The organism is Kluyvera sichuanensis (genome assembly GCF_040930405.1).
GTDB classification, from domain to species: domain Bacteria; phylum Pseudomonadota; class Gammaproteobacteria; order Enterobacterales; family Enterobacteriaceae; genus Kluyvera; species Kluyvera sichuanensis.
Genome location: NZ_CP162271.1, coordinates 2,696,165 through 2,713,730 on the forward strand (window position 1 = coordinate 2,696,165; position 17,566 = coordinate 2,713,730).

At 55.3% G+C, this 17,566-nt stretch carries 19 protein-coding genes; 3 read left to right on the top strand and 16 right to left on the bottom strand.

The genetic code is table 11. From position 1 onward, the window contains the following. Nucleotides 1-207: 207 nt before the first annotated feature. The gene (locus tag AB2B48_RS13090) at nucleotides 208-825 is read left to right on the top strand and encodes a Fic/DOC family protein (protein ID WP_368301962.1); all 618 of its coding nucleotides are present in this window, start codon (nucleotides 208-210) and stop codon (nucleotides 823-825) included. Here AB2B48_RS13090 and AB2B48_RS13095 read toward each other — a convergent pair. Next, nucleotides 822-992 carry a hypothetical protein gene (locus tag AB2B48_RS13095; RefSeq protein WP_368299350.1) on the bottom strand — a complete coding sequence of 57 codons (171 nt, stop codon included), beginning with the start codon at nucleotides 990-992 and terminating at the stop codon, nucleotides 822-824. The genes AB2B48_RS13090 and AB2B48_RS13095 overlap by 4 nt on opposite strands. Before the next feature lie 340 nt (nucleotides 993-1,332). Here AB2B48_RS13095 and mutS point away from each other — a divergent pair, with 340 nt between their 5' ends. Next, nucleotides 1,333-3,894 (top strand): DNA mismatch repair protein MutS, encoded by a 2,562-nt coding sequence (mutS, locus tag AB2B48_RS13100; protein ID WP_368299351.1) that lies wholly within the window; start codon nucleotides 1,333-1,335, stop codon nucleotides 3,892-3,894. A 746-nt stretch (nucleotides 3,895-4,640) separates the two neighbouring features. Here the strand turns inward: mutS and AB2B48_RS13105 are convergent. The 3 genes from AB2B48_RS13105 to AB2B48_RS13115 are packed head-to-tail and all read right to left on the bottom strand — an operon-like array spanning nucleotide 4,641 to nucleotide 6,908. Continuing rightward, complete coding sequence (locus AB2B48_RS13105; RefSeq protein ID WP_035892892.1) at nucleotides 4,641-4,877, bottom strand: non-oxidative hydroxyarylic acid decarboxylases subunit D; 237 nt, start codon at nucleotides 4,875-4,877, stop codon at nucleotides 4,641-4,643. A gap of 10 nt (nucleotides 4,878-4,887) precedes the next feature. Next, nucleotides 4,888-6,315, bottom strand: coding sequence for a non-oxidative hydroxyarylic acid decarboxylases subunit C (locus AB2B48_RS13110; protein ID WP_368299352.1), 1,428 nt, complete (start codon nucleotides 6,313-6,315; stop codon nucleotides 4,888-4,890). After that, nucleotides 6,315-6,908 (bottom strand): non-oxidative hydroxyarylic acid decarboxylases subunit B, encoded by a 594-nt coding sequence (locus AB2B48_RS13115; RefSeq protein WP_368299353.1) that lies wholly within the window; start codon nucleotides 6,906-6,908, stop codon nucleotides 6,315-6,317. The genes AB2B48_RS13110 and AB2B48_RS13115 overlap by 1 nt, the downstream gene beginning before the upstream one ends. 151 nt (nucleotides 6,909-7,059) lie before the next feature. Between AB2B48_RS13115 and AB2B48_RS13120 the strand changes: the two genes are divergently transcribed. Next, nucleotides 7,060-7,464, top strand: a complete 405-nt coding sequence (locus tag AB2B48_RS13120; RefSeq protein WP_185668022.1) for a MarR family winged helix-turn-helix transcriptional regulator — start codon at nucleotides 7,060-7,062, stop codon at nucleotides 7,462-7,464. Between the two features lie 61 nt (nucleotides 7,465-7,525). On the opposite strand, the gene rpoS is transcribed toward AB2B48_RS13120, so the two are convergent. The 12 genes from rpoS to cysD form a co-directional block, all read right to left on the bottom strand. Beyond that, a complete protein-coding gene (gene rpoS / locus AB2B48_RS13125; protein ID WP_035892885.1) occupies nucleotides 7,526-8,518 on the bottom strand; it encodes an RNA polymerase sigma factor RpoS in 993 nt (330 codons plus the stop codon). 115 nt (nucleotides 8,519-8,633) lie between these two features. Next, nucleotides 8,634-9,782, bottom strand: a complete 1,149-nt coding sequence (gene nlpD, locus AB2B48_RS13130) for a murein hydrolase activator NlpD (RefSeq protein WP_185668021.1) — start codon at nucleotides 9,780-9,782, stop codon at nucleotides 8,634-8,636. Nucleotides 9,783-9,904: 122 nt separating this feature from the next. Next, nucleotides 9,905-10,534, bottom strand: coding sequence for a protein-L-isoaspartate(D-aspartate) O-methyltransferase (locus AB2B48_RS13135; protein WP_368299354.1), 630 nt, complete (start codon nucleotides 10,532-10,534; stop codon nucleotides 9,905-9,907). Continuing rightward, entirely contained in the window at nucleotides 10,528-11,289 is a 762-nt protein-coding gene (gene surE / locus AB2B48_RS13140; RefSeq protein WP_185668019.1) for a 5'/3'-nucleotidase SurE, read from the bottom strand. Before surE ends, AB2B48_RS13135 begins: the two co-directional genes overlap by 7 nt. Further along, the gene (gene truD / locus AB2B48_RS13145; RefSeq protein ID WP_368299355.1) at nucleotides 11,270-12,319 is read right to left on the bottom strand and encodes a tRNA pseudouridine(13) synthase TruD; all 1,050 of its coding nucleotides are present in this window, start codon (nucleotides 12,317-12,319) and stop codon (nucleotides 11,270-11,272) included. Before truD ends, surE begins: the two co-directional genes overlap by 20 nt. Then, the gene (gene ispF, locus AB2B48_RS13150) at nucleotides 12,316-12,795 is read right to left on the bottom strand and encodes a 2-C-methyl-D-erythritol 2,4-cyclodiphosphate synthase (RefSeq protein WP_185668017.1); all 480 of its coding nucleotides are present in this window, start codon (nucleotides 12,793-12,795) and stop codon (nucleotides 12,316-12,318) included. The genes truD and ispF overlap by 4 nt, the downstream gene beginning before the upstream one ends. A 15-nt stretch (nucleotides 12,796-12,810) precedes the next feature. After that, a complete protein-coding gene (ispD, locus tag AB2B48_RS13155) occupies nucleotides 12,811-13,506 on the bottom strand; it encodes a 2-C-methyl-D-erythritol 4-phosphate cytidylyltransferase (protein ID WP_368299356.1) in 696 nt (231 codons plus the stop codon). 19 nt (nucleotides 13,507-13,525) lie between these two features. After that, on the bottom strand, nucleotides 13,526-13,843 hold the full coding sequence (ftsB, locus tag AB2B48_RS13160) for a cell division protein FtsB (RefSeq protein WP_185668015.1): 318 nt from the start codon (nucleotides 13,841-13,843) through the stop codon (nucleotides 13,526-13,528). A 161-nt stretch (nucleotides 13,844-14,004) separates the two neighbouring features. Then, entirely contained in the window at nucleotides 14,005-14,331 is a 327-nt protein-coding gene (locus tag AB2B48_RS13165) for a DUF3561 family protein (RefSeq protein ID WP_185668014.1), read from the bottom strand. A 43-nt stretch (nucleotides 14,332-14,374) separates the two neighbouring features. Beyond that, on the bottom strand, nucleotides 14,375-14,980 hold the full coding sequence (gene cysC, locus AB2B48_RS13170; RefSeq protein WP_185668013.1) for an adenylyl-sulfate kinase: 606 nt from the start codon (nucleotides 14,978-14,980) through the stop codon (nucleotides 14,375-14,377). Then, nucleotides 14,980-16,407 (bottom strand): sulfate adenylyltransferase subunit CysN, encoded by a 1,428-nt coding sequence (gene cysN, locus AB2B48_RS13175; protein WP_220439934.1) that lies wholly within the window; start codon nucleotides 16,405-16,407, stop codon nucleotides 14,980-14,982. Before cysN ends, cysC begins: the two co-directional genes overlap by 1 nt. A gap of 9 nt (nucleotides 16,408-16,416) precedes the next feature. Then, complete coding sequence (gene cysD, locus AB2B48_RS13180; RefSeq protein ID WP_368299357.1) at nucleotides 16,417-17,325, bottom strand: sulfate adenylyltransferase subunit CysD; 909 nt, start codon at nucleotides 17,323-17,325, stop codon at nucleotides 16,417-16,419. Between the last annotated feature and the right edge of the window lie 241 nt (nucleotides 17,326-17,566).

Sequence of the window (17,566 nt, forward strand, 5' to 3'; positions counted from 1 at the left end):
ACAAGAGCCGGGGATTATAGCGGCTAACGCTTTCAGGAGAATGACAACCGTCGCAAAAGGTCGGTGAGATCAATTTGCCGACGAGGCCATTTCAGGACGAGGCCCCCTCTTCTGTTTTCCTGTCCTTCAGACTCCGTTATCATGCAAGTGAAATTCAAAAAATGGACATCACAAACCAATAACTCCCCATCAGCGCAGGATGTTTCTATGAGCCGATACCGTGCCTCAGGCAGTGAAGGAGAGTATGAGAAAAACTCTGATGACCAAGTCCTGACAAATAAGCTGGGGATTACTGATTCTGGCGAGATGGACGAAGCGGAGCTTGTGCTGTTAGAGAAGCTCTATCATTGTATTTTTGAAGAACAGTTTCCAACGGGACAGATGACCGTTGCGTTGTTGAGAAACTGGCATCGCCGCTGGCTGGGAAACATCTATAAGTGGGCTGGGCAAGAAAGGACGGTCAATATCAGCAAAGGGGGCTTTATGTTCGCGCCTTCTGTACAGTTACCAAAACTACTGCACGAATTCGACGTTAAATATCTCGCCCGATATACGCCATGCTCCAACATGAGTGAAGAACAGCTCATAGAGGCTATTGCTGTAACGCATGTAGAGCTGATACTCATCCACCCCTTCCGGGAAGGCAATGGGCGTTTATCACGACTTTTAGCTGATGTGATGGCGGTTCAAGGAGGACACAGGCCGCTTGATTATCAACGCTGGGAGCAAAATAAAACCGAATACATTTCAGCTATCCACGCAGGGATATCAATGGACTACGGCCCGATGCGCTATTGGGTTGGCGCTGCGTTGAGACGAGATTAAACAGCAAGCCGAAGATGGGCGAACTTTTTACGCATCGCTTCAAGCGATGCTTCAATCTTCTCAGAAGACTGCCCCGTCTCAACGGCGGTTGACGTCGCTACCGAACGAACAATGTCGGCGCGAGACGGTTTAACGTAATACACCGGCGTTTTCTTGTCATTGCTCATCACGATTCCTCAGCGACCAAATATGTAATCAGTACTTATTATATCAAGGTTTCGACACGACTTCACACCATCTATAGCCCCAGGCCTCAAGGAGCCATTGCGCCATCAGAAGGCCGTCCTCCGCTTCTGCATCTATAAATGCCGTTACACAAGATCGGTGGCGACGAGGCCATTTCAGGACGAGGCCCCCTCTTCTGTTTTCCTGTCCTTCAGACTCCGTTATCATGCAGCCTACGTACTCATGAAAAAAGAGGCCGGATTTCATGAGATCCACGGCACCAGATGAGTCCGAACACATTACGCACTCAGTAAAATTCAAGAAAATGGACATCACAAACGGATGAGTACAATCGACAATTTCGACGCACACACGCCGATGATGCAGCAGTATCTGAAGCTGAAAGCGCAGCATCCCGAGATCCTGCTGTTCTACCGCATGGGTGACTTTTACGAGATGTTTTATGACGATGCGAAACGCGCATCGCAGCTGCTCGACATCTCGCTGACCAAACGCGGGGCTTCTGCCGGTGAACCTATCCCGATGGCGGGTATCCCGCACCACGCGGTAGAAAACTACCTCGCCAAGCTGGTGAATCAGGGCGAATCCGTCGCCATTTGCGAACAGGTTGGCGACCCGGCCACCAGCAAAGGTCCGGTCGAGCGCAAAGTCGTGCGTATCGTCACGCCGGGTACCATCAGCGATGAAGCGCTGCTGCAGGAGCGCCAGGACAACCTCCTCGCCGCCGTCTGGCAAGACAGCAAAGGCTATGGCTACGCCACGCTGGATATCAGCTCCGGGCGTTTTCGCATCAGCGAACCGGCCGACCGTGAAACCATGGCCGCTGAACTGCAGCGCACGAACCCTGCCGAGCTGCTGTACGCCGAAGATTTTGCCGAGATGGCGCTGATTGAAGGTCGCCGCGGCCTGCGCCGTCGCCCGCTGTGGGAGTTCGAAATCGACACCGCGCGTCAGCAGCTGAATCTGCAATTTGGCACGCGTGACCTGGTTGGCTTTGGCGTTGAAGGCGCACCACGTGGGCTTTGCGCCGCGGGCTGTCTGCTGCAATACGTGAAGGACACCCAGCGTACCTCGCTGCCGCACATCCGTTCCATCACCATGGATCGCCAGCAGGACAGCATCATTATGGATGCCGCCACGCGCCGTAACCTGGAGATAACCCAGAACATGGCGGGCGGGCTGGAAAACACCCTTGCCTCCGTGCTCGACTGCACCGTCACGCCGATGGGCAGCCGTATGCTTAAGCGCTGGCTGCATATGCCGGTGCGCGATATCAAAACCCTGACTGAACGTCAGCAGACCATCGGCGCACTACAGGATGTCACCGCCGATCTGCAACCGGTGCTGCGCCAGGTCGGCGACCTGGAACGTATCCTTGCTCGTCTGGCGCTGCGTACCGCCCGCCCGCGCGACCTCGCCCGTATGCGTCACGCCTTCCAGCAGTTGCCGGAACTGCGTGCGCAACTGGAAAGCGTCGACAGCGCGCCGGTGCAGATGCTGCGCGAGAAAATGGGCGAGTTCACCGAACTACGCGAGCTACTGGAACGGGCGATTATTGATGCGCCACCGGTGCTGGTGCGCGATGGCGGCGTGATTGCCCCAGGTTACCATGAAGAGCTCGACGAGTGGCGCGCGCTGGCCGATGGCGCGACCGACTACCTCGACCGTCTGGAAATTCGCGAACGCGAGCGCACCGGGCTGGATACGCTGAAGGTAGGGTATAACGCCGTCCACGGTTATTACATTCAGATCAGCCGCGGTCAGAGCCATATGGCGCCAATCAACTACGTGCGCCGCCAGACGTTGAAAAACGCCGAACGCTATATCATCCCTGAGCTGAAAGAGTACGAAGACAAAGTTCTGACCTCGAAAGGCAAGGCGCTGGCGCTGGAAAAACAGCTTTATGACGAACTGTTCGACCTGCTGCTGCCGCATCTGGGAGACCTTCAGCAGAGCGCCAGCGCGCTGGCGGAGCTGGACGTGCTGGTGAACCTCGCAGAGCGCGCCTATGCGCTCAACTACACCTGCCCAACGTTTATCGATAAGCCCGGCATCCGGATTATCGAAGGCCGCCATCCGGTGGTGGAACAGGTACTGAACGAGCCGTTTATTGCCAACCCGCTAACCCTGTCGCCGCAGCGTCGAATGCTGATCATTACCGGTCCAAACATGGGCGGTAAAAGCACCTATATGCGGCAAACGGCGCTGATTGCGCTGCTGGCCTATATCGGTAGCTATGTTCCGGCGCAGAGCGTGGAGATTGGCCCTATCGACCGTATCTTCACCCGCGTGGGCGCGGCGGATGACCTGGCTTCAGGCCGCTCAACCTTTATGGTGGAGATGACCGAAACCGCCAATATTCTGCATAACGCCACCGAAAACAGCCTGGTGCTGATGGATGAGATTGGTCGCGGTACGTCAACCTATGACGGTCTGTCGTTGGCCTGGGCCTGTGCGGAGAATCTGGCGAATAAGATCAAGGCGTTAACGTTGTTTGCGACCCACTACTTCGAGCTGACACAGTTGCCGGAGAAAATGGAAGGCGTGGCGAACGTCCATCTGGACGCGCTGGAGCACGGCGATACCATCGCCTTTATGCACAGCGTGCAGGACGGCGCGGCCAGCAAGAGCTATGGTCTGGCGGTAGCGCAACTGGCGGGCGTGCCGAAAGAGGTTATCAAGCGTGCGCGTCAGAAGCTGCGCGAGCTGGAAAGCATCTCACCAAACGCAGCAGCGACGCAGGTCGATGGTACGCAGATGTCGCTATTGTCGGCTCCGGAAGAGGTCTCCCCGGCGGTAGAAGCGCTGGAAGGTCTGGATCCTGACTCGCTGAGCCCACGCCAGGCGCTGGAGTGGATTTATCGTCTGAAGGGAATGGTGTAATTATCCGCGCCGCTTCGCTTATGCTGAAGTGGCGCCTTTATCGCGGTTGAATTTATCGAAAAATAAAAATGTACGCATACGTCAAATGAAAAAAAGCCCTCACCAGTACGGCAAGGGCTTTTAGAATACTACAAACTTCAGGTTTAACATTAATTAACTTACTGAATTATTAATACAATTTATGCTGCTTTCAAATGCACCCGTTTACTACAGATAATATTGGGCATTAAAACTTAAAAACCTCCCTCCATTTATCCTGTTGCACATACCGCCAGCCTTATCACGAACTTAAGCATGGCGCCTTAAACAAGTACATTCCCCCAGCGCGACATATACTCTTTGATGCGTTGCCTTATTACCGTTGCGTTTACCATGGTACGATAATCGCAGCAAATCAATTTAAAACAAGACCTTACATCGTCGCGCATACTCTACCATTTTGCGTTCCAGCACAATCACTACGAGGCCTTAAAACATATTGCATCCCAAACTACAAACTTCGTGGCCTTATTTACAAAATGGTTAACCCCAGTACTTCTGAATAAACACTTACTTTTATTGTGCTGTTAATACTTAATCTACGCATTTATCGCACGGTGTCAACACTGTTTTTAAAACCATGGCTATATTTACATATCCTGGAATATTGAGCGTCTCAGAAATAAGAAAAAAACCAGAATATGAGCAGCGATCCTCGTATAAAAAAACTACAGCGACGAGGCGAAACCCCATCGCTGTTGAGTGCATTAGCGCTTATCTTCCGCCAGCAGCGGTGGAATGCTTGGCACCATTGGCGCGTCATCAATATCTTTCTGCGTCATGCGGAACGCTTCCGGATAATGTTCGCGGCTGGTGCGGCGTAGCGGTTCGGTATCGCGCCAGGTGTACAGGCAATGCTGGCACTGGTATACGGTCCAGACATCTTTTACCGGCGATTTCGCCATCACTTCAATATGTTCATCGGCGCAACGTGGACAAATCATCTTTTCCTCCTTACTTACGGTTAGCCAGCATAGCGGTCAGTTTTTCAGCCCAGGCCTTGGTTTCAGGTAAATCCTGTACCGGCTGGCTGTAGTGACCACGGTTGTCCGGCGCAACCGGCGTGGTAGCGTCGATAATCAGTTTGTCGGTAATCCCCGCCGGGCTTGAGCCGGGGTCGAGCTCCAGCACCGACATATTCGGCAACTGCACCAGATCGCCCGCCGGGTTCACCTTCGACGACAGCGCCCACATCACCTGCGGCAGGTTGAACGGGTCGACGTCTTCATCGACCATAATCACCATCTTCACGTAACCCAGACCATGCGGCGTGGTCATGGCACGCAGGCCAACCGCGCGGGCAAAGCCGCCGTAGCGTTTTTTGGTGGAGATGATCGCCAGCAGGCCGTGGGTGTACATGGCGTTGACCGCCTGCACTTCCGGGAACTCGGCTTTTAGCTGCTGATACAGCGGTACGCAGGTGGCCGGGCCCATCAGGTAGTCAATTTCAGTCCACGGCATGCCGAGGTAGAGGGATTCAAAAATCGGCTTGGTGCGATAAGAGACCTTATCAATTCGCACTACCGTCATGTTGCGGCCGCCGGAATAGTGGCCGGTAAACTCACCGAACGGGCCTTCAATTTCACGCTTACGCCCTTCGATAACCCCTTCGATGATCACCTCAGAGCCCCACGGCACGTCAAAGCCGGTTAGCGGTGCGGTGGCAATCGGGTACGGGCTTTCGCGCAGCGCACCGGCCATCTCATATTCGGACTGATCGTATTTCAGCGGCGTGGCGCCCATCAGGGTAATAATCGGGTCGTTACCAAGGGTGATAGCAATCGGCAGGTCTTCACCGCGCTCTTCCGCTTTATGCAGGTGCAGTGCGATATCGTGCATCGGCACCGGTTGCAGGCCGAGCTTACGCTTGCCCTTCACTTCCATACGGTAGATGCCGACGTTCTGCTTGCCGAAGTTGTCCGGGTCCAGCGGGTCGCGAGAAACGACGCATGCTTTGTCGAGGTAGAAACCGCCGTCACCATCGTTCAGGCGGAACAGCGGCAGGATATCGAACAGGTTAATATCGTCACCATCAACGGTATTTTCCGCCCACGCCGGGTTAGCACGACGCTCCGGTGTAATCGGGAACTTGTCCCAGCGGCGAATAAACTCATCAATCTGTTTTTTCACCGGCGTATTCATCGGCAGACCCAGCGAAATCGCATGGTTCTGCCAGGAGCCGATGGTGTTCATCACCACGCGGGCATCCGTAAAGCCGCGGATATTGTCAAACCATACGGCTGGCGCACCGTCGCCAATACGTCCTGTCGCATTGGCCGCGGCCGCCAGATCCGGTTCGGCGTTTACCTCTTCACTGATTTTGAGCAGCTGCCCCTGGTCTTCCAGCGCCTGCAAAAAACCGCGTAAGTAATCAAAAGCCATTATGCATTCTCCTGTGAAAGTTGTTTCGTCGCCGGTAACCCCTGCCAGCGGCGCGCTTTATCGTGTTTGAGTCCGAACTGATCGAGCACTCGCGTCACCACATGCTGAACAATGTCGTCTACCGTTTCCGGGTGGTTATAAAAAGCCGGCATCGGGGGCACCATCGCCACGCCCATGCGGGAAAGCGCCAGCATATTTTCCAGATGAATAGTGCTGAGCGGCATTTCGCGCGGCACCAGCACCAGCTTGCGCCCCTCTTTCATCACCACGTCGGCAGCGCGCCCAACCAGCCCTTCGGCATAGCCTGCCCGGATACCGGCCAGCGTTTTCATACTGCACGGGATAATAATCATGCCGTCGGTCTGGAAAGATCCGGAGGAGATAGTGGCCGCCTGATCCGCCGGGCTGTGGTTGAAGTCGGCCATGGCCGCGACGTCGCGCGCGCTCCACGGGGTCTCCAGTTCAATGGTAGTTTTCGCCCATTTCGACATGACCAGGTGAGTCTCCACCTCCGGCATCTCGCGCAGCGCCTGGAGAAGCGCAACGCCCAGCGGTGCGCCGGTCGCGCCCGTCATGCCAATAATCAGTCTCATTACTCACCCCAATTTCGTTCGTGTACGAACAATATATTTCAACTTACTCCTGTCGAATGAGGCTGACAAGACGGTTCGTCTTTGCTCGCATTTTTTGTTCAAATTGCCGGGAACGGCTATCATAGGCACCCGCCCCTGTAGGAGAGCCATCATGAAAATCAAAAACGAAGCGTTCCACCTACTTCGCCATCTTTTTCAGCAGCATACTTCACGCTGGCAGCAGGAATTACCCGAACTGACCAAGCCGCAGTATGCGGTGATGCGCTCGATTGCTGAAAGCCCAGGCATTGAACAGGTGGCGTTAACCAGCGTGGCGGTCAGCACCAAGGCCACGCTCGCCGAGATGCTCAGCCGGATGGAGCTCAAAGGGCTGGTGAGACGCGAGCACGACCCTGACGATAAACGTCGCCGGTTTGTCTTTCTGACAGAAGAAGGTGAAGCGCTGCTGGCAGCTAGCCAGCCGGTGGGAAATCGCGTCGATAACGAATTTTTGCAGCGTTTAACGCCCGAAGAACGCGAGCAATTTACGCACCTGGTGCGTAAGATGATGGAATAGCACGGAAAAAAGGCAAAGAAAAAGGCCAGCATTGCTGCTGACCTCTTTGAACAAAACTTTATTACTCGCGGAACAGCGCTTCGATATTCAGCCCCTGAGTCTGCAGGATTTCACGCAGACGACGCAGACCTTCAACCTGAATCTGACGCACGCGCTCGCGGGTCAGGCCAATCTCGCGACCGACATCTTCCAGCGTAGCTGCTTCATACCCCAACAGACCAAAACGACGCGCCAGCACTTCTCGTTGTTTGGCGTTCAACTCGAACAGCCATTTCACGATGCTTTGCTTCATGTCATCGTCCTGCGTGGTGTCTTCCGGACCGTTTTCATTTTCATCGGCCAGGATATCCAGCAGCGCTTTCTCAGAATCCCCGCCCAGCGGCGTATCAACTGAGGTGATGCGTTCATTGAGACGCAGCATACGGCTTACGTCATCAACCGGTTTATCCAGCTGTTCGGCAATCTCTTCCGCACTCGGTTCGTGATCCAGCTTGTGCGACAGTTCACGCGCGGTACGCAGATAAACGTTCAGCTCTTTAACAATATGGATTGGCAGACGAATGGTACGGGTTTGGTTCATGATAGCCCGTTCAATGGTCTGACGGATCCACCAGGTGGCGTAGGTTGAAAAACGGAACCCACGTTCTGGGTCGAACTTCTCTACGGCACGAATCAGCCCCAGATTGCCCTCTTCGATAAGATCCAGCAGCGCCAGACCACGATTGCCGTAACGGCGGGCAATTTTCACCACCAGACGGAGGTTGCTTTCAATCATCCGACGGCGTGAGGCTACATCGCCACGCAGAGCACGACGAGCAAAATAGACTTCTTCTTCAGCGGTCAATAACGGAGAATAGCCGATCTCGCCTAAGTAAAGCTGAGTCGCATCGAGTACACGTTGAGTAGCACCCTGCGATAAGAGCTCTTCTTCCGCGAGTTCGTTGTCACTGGGTTCCTCTTCACTCAAGGCTTTCTCATCGAAAACCTCTACTCCATTCTCATCAAATTCCGCGTCTTCATTTAAATCATGAACTTTCAGCGTATTCTGACTCATTAAGGTGACTCCTACCCGTGATCCCCAGGCAATGCACCTTAGCATGTCACTTTTCAGGCGGCTCCAGCATCGGCCAGCGTCGCCTGAAAGCGTTCATGTGAAGGACTTTGCCGAATTATCGCTGCGGTAAATACTGCAGCGGGTTGACGGATTTCCCCTTGTAACGAATTTCAAAATGCAAACGTGTTGAACTGGTTCCGGTGCTACCCATGGTAGCGATTTTCTGCCCCGCTTTGACGTCCTGTTGTTCCCGGACCAGCATCGTATCGTTATGAGCGTAGGCACTCAGGTAATCATCGTTGTGTTTGATGATAATAAGATTACCGTAACCGCGCAGTGCGTTACCGGCATAGACGACGCGCCCATCGGCGGTTGCGACGATTGCCTGTCCTTTACTGCCCGCAATATCGATGCCTTTGTTGCCACCGTCGGTGCCGCTAAAGTTTTCGATAATCTTGCCGTCAGTTGGCCAGCGCCATGATGAGATTGGCGAACTGGTTGAAGTACTGCTGGCAGTCGGTACGGTTGTGCTCGCAGTTGGTGCCGTTACAGGCGCTGTGACGGTGCTCGTCGCAGGCTTGTTATTAGGCAACATTTTGTTAGCACTTTGTTCACCTGAATCCTCAGAATACGTAATTGTCGTGGTCGACGCAACAGGTGCGGTTGATTTTTGTGCAGGTTTTGAGACTAATCCGGAACTTCCGCTGCTGGCCTGTGAGCTGGCTATCGCCACCGGGTTATTGCCGGTGATCGGCTGCCCGGAAGCGTTACCCACCTGCAGCACCTGACCAACGTTCAACGCGTAAGGCGCGGCCACGTTGTTGCGCTGGGCAAGGTCACGGAAATCATTGCCGGTGACCCAGGCAATGTAAAACAGCGTATCGCCGTGCTTCACCGTATAGGTGCTGCCGCCCGCATAGCTGCCTTTTGGAATATTACCGTATTTACGGTTGTAAACGATGTGGCCGTTCTCCATCTGTACCGGCTGCTCAGCAACGGGCTGAGCAATGCGCGGCTGGGTTTGAACGGGCTGCGTCTGAACCGGCTGTACCGGTTGAATCTGAGGAGTCGACTGCGCCGTGCTGCCCATTTTCGGCGGCGGCGTAATTAACATGCCGGAACTCGTGCTGCTGGAACCGTTACTGTTCACGGAGCTGACTGGCGCTGGGGCATTATTCGATGATGTACAACCGGCCAGCCAAAGTGAAGCCAGTGATAATGCCACAATACGATTAACGGTAAATTTAGGGCTTCCCGCGCTCATTTATCCCCCAGGAATAGGTTAACTGCCAGTGACTGAATACCGCGCAACGCACGTGCTGAACACTGGAAAACGTGTCCACCATACGCTGAATTGGGCCAAAAAACCTCAGAATAATCCGGGTCTCAGGCCAGTTCCCCTTTCACCAGGGGAACAAAACGGACGGCCTCTACGGTATCGATAATGAATTCGCCTCCCCGCCGATGAACGCGCTTCAGATATTGCTGATCATCGCCCACGGGCAAAACGAGAATACCGCCTTCGTCGAGCTGCGACATCAGCGCAACCGGAATCTCCAACGGCGCCGCCGTGACGATAATGGCATCAAACGGGGCGCGCGCCTGCCACCCCTGCCAGCCATCGCCGTGGCGGGTAGATACATTGTGTAAATCAAGCTGCTTCAGGCGACGACGCGCGTGCCATTGCAGGCTTTTAATCCGCTCAACGGAACAGACGTGATGCACCAGATGGGCGAGAATTGCGGTTTGGTACCCCGAACCGGTGCCGATCTCCAGCACCCTTGAATCGGGGGTTAACTCCAGCAGCTCCGTCATTCGCGCTACCATATACGGCTGCGAAATGGTCTGGCCCTGCCCTATCGGCAGCGCAACGTTATCCCACGCGCTGTGTTCAAACGCTTCATCAATAAATATTTCACGCGGCACCTGCGCCATCGCGTCCAGCACCCGTTCGTCATGAATGCCGAGCTGGCGCAGCTGATTAAGCAGGCTCTGGATGCGTCTACTGACTACCATTGCACGTCAACCCTCGCCTGCTCCAGCCAATCGGAAACCACCTCATGCGCGCTATGGGCAGTGAGGTCAACGTGCAGCGGCGTGACGGAGACGTATCCTGCATCAACGGCAGCGAAATCGGTGTCCGGGCCAGCATCGCATTTGTCGCCAGGCGGGCCAATCCAGTAGAGCGTGTTACCGCGCGGATCCTGCTGCGGGATCACTTTATCCGCCGGATGGCGGCTGCCGCAGCGCGTGACGCGAATACCTTTGATTTGATCGAGCGGCAGATCCGGAACGTTAACGTTCAGAATGCGCCCGGTACGTAACGGCTCGCGCGCTAAAGCGCGCAGCAGCGAGCAGGTGATGGCGGCGGCGGTGTCGTAATGCTGATGGCCATTTAGCGAGACCGCCAGCGCGGGAAAGCCAAGGTGGCGGCCTTCCATCGCGGCCGCTACCGTGCCGGAATAGATAACGTCATCGCCCAGATTCGGCCCGGCGTTAATGCCAGAAACCACGATATCCGGGCGCGGACGCATCAGCGCATTCACGCCCAGATAGACACAGTCCGTTGGGGTGCCCATCTGGACGGCGATGTCGCCGTTTTCGAAAGTGAAGGTACGAAGCGAGGACTCAAGCGTCAGCGAATTCGACGCACCGCTGCGGTTACGATCGGGTGCAACTACCTGAACCTCGGCAAACTCCCGTAAGGCTCTGGCCAGCGTCTGAATACCTGGCGCATGGATCCCGTCATCGTTACTCAGCAATATTCGCATAATCACCTGTTGTATTGATAAGTTCCCTTACCACGCTGGTCGCAAAGCTTCCTGCCGGCAGCCAGAAACGCAGTTCGACGGTGACGTCATCCCACCAGTTCCAGCTAAGCTGCTGCGGATAAAGCAGCTGGGCGCGGCGTGCGGCCTCGACCTTTTCCCGCTGCAGCAATGACTGCAGCGCGGTCTCTTCAGCCAGCGTATTTTGTTCAAATTCCAGCGCGGTCCGCTGGGTGCCCCAATCGCCGCTACCGGGCAGCGCGGCGGTAATCATCAGTTCACGCGCGTCCACGCGAGCCTGCAGCACCGCAAGCTCGTCGTCGGTGGCCACAAACCAGCTGCCACGCCCCGCTAATTGTAGCGCATCGCCGTCAACAACTTGATTAAAGTCCGGTTTTTTTAGGCGTTCACTCACAATCTGATTAAACAACGCACTGCGGGCCGCCGACAACCAAAAACTGCGTTTATTACGATCGCGAACCGGCGCGCCGCTCTCGGCCCAGCGCAGCGCGCCAAGCAGGTTGCTGCCGCCAATGCCAAAGCGCTGAGCGCCAAAGTAGTTCGGCACGCCGCGTTCGGCAATCGCCTGCAGCCTGGCTTCGACATCGTCGCGGCCGCTCACTTCGCGCAGTACCAGCGTGAACTGGTTACCTTTCAGCGCGCCTAAACGTAATTTACGCTTATGGCGGGCATATTCCAGTACCTGACACCCTTCCAGCTGGAATTGACTTAGGTCCGGCATCACATTGCCCGGTACGCGGGCGCACAGCCACTGTTCGGTGACCGCATGCTTATCTTTTTGCCCGGCAAAGCTCACTTCCCGGGCATGTATTTTAAGGAATTTTGCCAGCGCGTCGGCAACAAACCGGGTGTTGCAGCCATTTTTCAGAATGCGCACCAGTATATGTTCGCCTTCGCCGTCCGGCTCAAAGCCTAAATCTTCGACCACCAGAAAATCTTCCGGGTTGGCCTTCAGCAGCCCGGTTCCCTGCGGTTTACCGTGCAGGTAGGTGAGTGCGTCAAACGGAATCATGGTTTCGCCTTATGCAGCAGCGCGACCGCTTCACAGGCAATGCCTTCACCGCGCCCGGTAAAGCCGAGCTTTTCGGTAGTGGTCGCTTTTACGTTAACGTCGTCCATATGACAGCCGAGGTCTTCGGCAATAAACACGCGCATTTGTGGGATATGCGGCAGCATCTTTGGTGCCTGAGCAATAATGGTGACATCGACGTTGCCCAGCGTGTAGCCCTTGGCCTGCACGCGTTTCCACGCTTCGCGCAGCAAGGCGCGGCTGTCAGCCCCTTTAAAGGCCGGGTCGGTATCGGGGAACAGTTTACCGATGTCGCCCAACGCCGCCGCGCCCAGCAGGGCATCGGTCAGCGCGTGCAGCGCGACGTCGCCGTCGGAGTGCGCCAGCAGCCCTTTTTCATAAGGGATACGCACGCCGCCGATGATAATCGGGCCTTCTCCGCCAAACGCGTGTACGTCAAAACCGTGTCCAATGCGCATTATGTCTTCTCCAGGTCAACCCAAGCGGGTGAGGTAAAATTCGGCAAGCGCCAGATCTTCCGGGCGAGTAACCTTAATATTATCAGCACGTCCGGCAATCAACTCGGGATGATAGCCGCAATATTCTAATGCCGATGCTTCGTCGGTAATCGACGCCCCTTCATTCAGCGCGCGGGTTAAACACGCCAGCAGCAGTTCACGAGGGAAAAATTGTGGGGTCAGGGCGTGCCACAAATCGTTACGATCGACTGTGTGTGCAATCTCGGCTTTACCGGGTTCGGCACGCTTCATGGTATCGCGTACCGGTGCTGCCAGAATGCCGCCAACGCGGCTGGTGTCGCTTAAGCGGAGTAGTCGCGCAAGGTCATCCTGATGCAGGCACGGGCGCGCCGCATCGTGCACCAGCACCCATTCGGCGTCATCAATCACCTTCAGACCGGCCAGCACGGAATCGGCACGTTCGCTGCCGCCTTCAACGACGGTAATCTGCGGGTGTTGCGCAAGCGGAAGCTGCTGGAAGCGTTCGTCTCCGGCGGAGACGGCGATGATCACCCGCTGGACGCGGGCATTAGCCAGCAGCGCATCCACCGAATGTTCGAGAATCGTTTTGTTACCGATTGAGAGATATTGTTTTGGGCAGTCCGTTTGCATGCGGCGGCCAAATCCGGCTGCCGGCACCACGGCGCATACGCCCGGAAAAGTTACGGCCATGTCGTCATCCTGGGACTGTTTATCGATTAGTTTGCGTTTGCCCCGCACCCTGGCTGCGCTTAGACGCATCCGGAACCAGACGATAGAAAGTTTCGCCCGGACGGGTCATGCTGAGTTCGTTACGTGCGCGTTCCTCGATCGCCTCCTGGCCACCGTTGAGGTCATCAATTTCAGCAAAGAGCTGATCGTTGCGCGCTTTTAATTTCGCGTTGGTTGACTGTTGTACGGTCACATCATCACGGACCTTGCTGAAGTCATGAAGACCATTTTTTCCAAACCACAACGAATATTGTAGCCAGACCAGCAAAGCCAGTAATAGCAGCGTTAATTTACCCATCCTGCCCCCTGAAAAACGGCACTATCATCCCATAACTTGCCGTCATACTCCACTCCAGCCACAGGCGATACCGCATATCGCTGGAAATGTATCATATTTCAAGCGCAGAAAGGCACGTCTGGTCATCGCTCACGTCACGGGTAAGCGCTAATGCAGACGCATTAACTCATAAGCCACATGAATAGCAAACCACACAGAATAGCGACCGTTACCAGGGTTGCAACAATGGTGTAGCCGAGTTTGCCTTTCACTAATGAGTGAAACGCAACGCCGATTACGACCGCGACAGGCATCAGGGCGAGGAAGAAAGGCCAGGTGTACAAAAAGAAGAACAGCGTATTATTGCCGTAATGCAGATAGGGAATACCCAGCGCCATCAACCACGCGACAAAGCCGACAAAAGCCCCTGACAAAGACCATGTGGTCTCATCATAGGTAGGGGCGAGTGACTCGGATTCGGCCACGTTGATGTTCTGAGTATTGCGCATAAATAATCCTGTTAGGCCGGAGCCAAAAAACTCCGGCACGTTTTCAGGATCTGATAATATCGCTCTGCTTGAGTAGATCTAATAATTGCGCAACCAAATTTGTTACTAATTGTTCACCATCAAGGCGGATGGCAGGCCGCTCGGGAGATTCATATGATGAATCAATTCCGGTAAAATTACGCAGTTCACCGGCACGCGCTTTTTTGTAGAGCCCTTTCGGATCGCGCGCTTCACAGGTCGCCAGTGACGTATCGACAAACACTTCAAAGAAGCGGTCATCGCCGACGCGCTCGCGAACCATCTGACGCTCCGCCCGGTGCGGTGAAATAAACGCGGTCAATACAACCAGCCCGGCATCCACCATCAGCTTTGCCACTTCACCCACGCGACGAATGTTTTCCTTACGGTCCGCGTCGGTAAAACCTAAATCGTTACACAAACCGTGGCGCACGTTATCGCCATCCAGCAGATAGGTGCTGACGCCGATTTGATGCAGCGCCTCTTCCAGCGCTCCAGCCACGGTAGATTTCCCCGAGCCCGAAAGCCCGGTGAACCACAGCACAACCCCACGGTGACCATGGAGCTGTTCGCGCTGCTGTGCGGTGACAGGATGAGCGTGCCAGACGACGTTTTCGTCATGCTGAGCCATTACTTGCCTCCCAGCAGATCGCGCGCACCCCAGTGTGGGAAGTGTTTACGCACCAGCGCATTCAGCTCCAGCTCGAAGGCGCTGAATTCAGAGGTGGTCACGGTATCCTGGGTATTTGGCTCGTGCACCATACCGGCACCAACGGTGACGTTGGTTAACCGGTCGATAAAGATAAGGCCGCCGGTCACCGGGTTTTCCTGATATTTGTCGAGCACCAGCGGTTCGTCAAAGGTCAGGTCTACAAGACCGATGCCGTTCAGCGGCAGCGCATCCACTTCACGCTGGGTCAGGTTGTTGATATCCACCTGGTACTGAATGCCGTCCACGCGGGCACGGGTTTTCTTGCCAGCGACTTTGATGTCGTAGCTCTGCCCCGCCGCCAGCGGCTGTTCAGCCATCCATACCACGTCAACGGCGGCACGCTGTACCGACGGCAGCGCATCCTGTGCGTCCAGCAGCAGATCGCCGCGGCTGATGTCGATTTCATCTTTCAGCACCAGCGTTACCGCTTCACCGGCATAGGCTTCCGGTAGGTCGCCATCGAAGGTGACGATACGGGCAACCGTGGACTCCACGCCTGATGGCAGCACTTTAATGCGCTGGCCGACCTTCACGCTGCCCGAGGCAACGGTGCCGGAGAAGCCGCGGAAGTCGAGGTTAGGACGGTTAACGTACTGCACCGGGAAGCGCATTGGCTGGGTGTCCACCGTACGGCGGATCTCCACGGTTTCCAGTACTTCCAGCAGCGTCGGGCCGCTGTACCATGCAATCTTGTCGCTGCTGCTGGCCACGTTATCACCTTCCAGCGCAGAGAGCGGTACGAAGCGAATATCGAGGTTGCCAGGCAGCTGTTCGGCGAAGGTCAGGTACTCTTCGCGAATGCGGTTAAAGGTCTCTTCGCTGTAGTCGACGAGATCCATTTTGTTGATCGCCACCACCAGGTGTTTGATCCCCAGCAGCGTCGAGATAAAGCTGTGACGGCGGGTTTGGTCGAGCACGCCTTTACGGGCATCAATCAGCAGGATCGCCAGGTCACAGGTGGACGCACCGGTCGCCATGTTGCGAGTGTACTGCTCGTGCCCCGGGGTGTCGGCAATAATAAATTTGCGCTTCTCGGTGGAGAAGTAACGGTATGCCACGTCGATGGTAATACCCTGCTCGCGCTCGGCCTGCAGGCCATCCACCAGCAGCGCCAGATCGAGTTTTTCGCCCTGGGTACCGTGACGTTTGCTGTCGTTATGCAGCGAGGAGAGCTGGTCTTCATAAATCTGACGAGTGTCGTGCAGCAGGCGGCCAATCAGCGTACTTTTGCCGTCATCCACGCTGCCGCAGGTCAGGAAGCGCAGCAGGCTTTTATGCTGCTGGGCGTGCAGATACGCTTCCACGCCGCCTTCATCAGCGATTTGTTGTGCAATAGTGGTGTTCATGGCGGCTCCTTAGAAATAACCCTGACGTTTTTTAAGCTCCATGGAGCCAGCCTGGTCGCGGTCAATCACGCGGCCCTGACGTTCACTGGTGGTTGAGACCAGCATCTCTTCGATAATTTCCGGCAGCGTCTGCGCGTCGGACTCTACCGCGCCGGTCAGCGGCCAGCATCCCAGGGTACGGAAGCGCACCATCCGTTTTTTAATCACTTCACCCGGCAGCAAGTCGATACGGTCGTCATCGATCATCATCAGCATGCCATCGCGTTCCAGCACCGGACGCTCAGCGGCCAGATACAGTGGAACAATATCGATGTTTTCCAGGTAGATGTACTGCCAGATATCCAGCTCGGTCCAGTTGGAGAGCGGGAAGACGCGGATGCTTTCGCCTTTGTTAATCTGGCCGTTGTAGTTGTGCCATAACTCCGGGCGCTGGTTTTTCGGGTCCCAGCGGTGGAAGCGGTCGCGGAAGGAGTAGATACGCTCTTTGGCGCGTGACTTCTCTTCATCACGGCGCGCGCCGCCGAATGCAGCATCAAAGCCGTATTTGTTCAGCGCCTGCTTCAGCCCTTCGGTTTTCATGATGTCGGTGTGCTTGGCGCTGCCGTGCACGAACGGGTTAATCCCCATCGCCACCCCTTCCGGGTTTTTATGCACCAGCAGTTCGCAGCCGTAGGCCTTCGCGGTACGGTCACGGAATTCGTACATTTCGCGGAATTTCCAGCCGGTATCAACGTGCAGCAGCGGGAACGGCAGCGTACCAGGATAAAACGCTTTACGCGCCAGGTGCAGCATTACGCTGGAATCTTTACCGATGGAGTACATCATCACCGGATTAGCGAATTCGGCGGCCACCTCACGGATGATATGGATGCTTTCCGCCTCCAGTTGCCGCAGGTGAGTAAGTCGTTTTTGGTCCATAACCGTTCCTTAAGCCTGATTCATTGCACGTCTGTTGTGTTGATGCCGGATTGTGTCGTGTCGTCGGGCGCTTTTTTTTGTTGTTGCGGGTGTCGTGCTACAACTCGCTAACAATCAGCAATAGAGGGACTATAGGGGGTGGTTTAGACCAAATGAAATTACGAAAAGGAATGAGTTGTTACTCAAAGGAATAACGAGCTGAAAAAGCAAATATCAAAAAGTGCTTAACGCCCGCTATTTC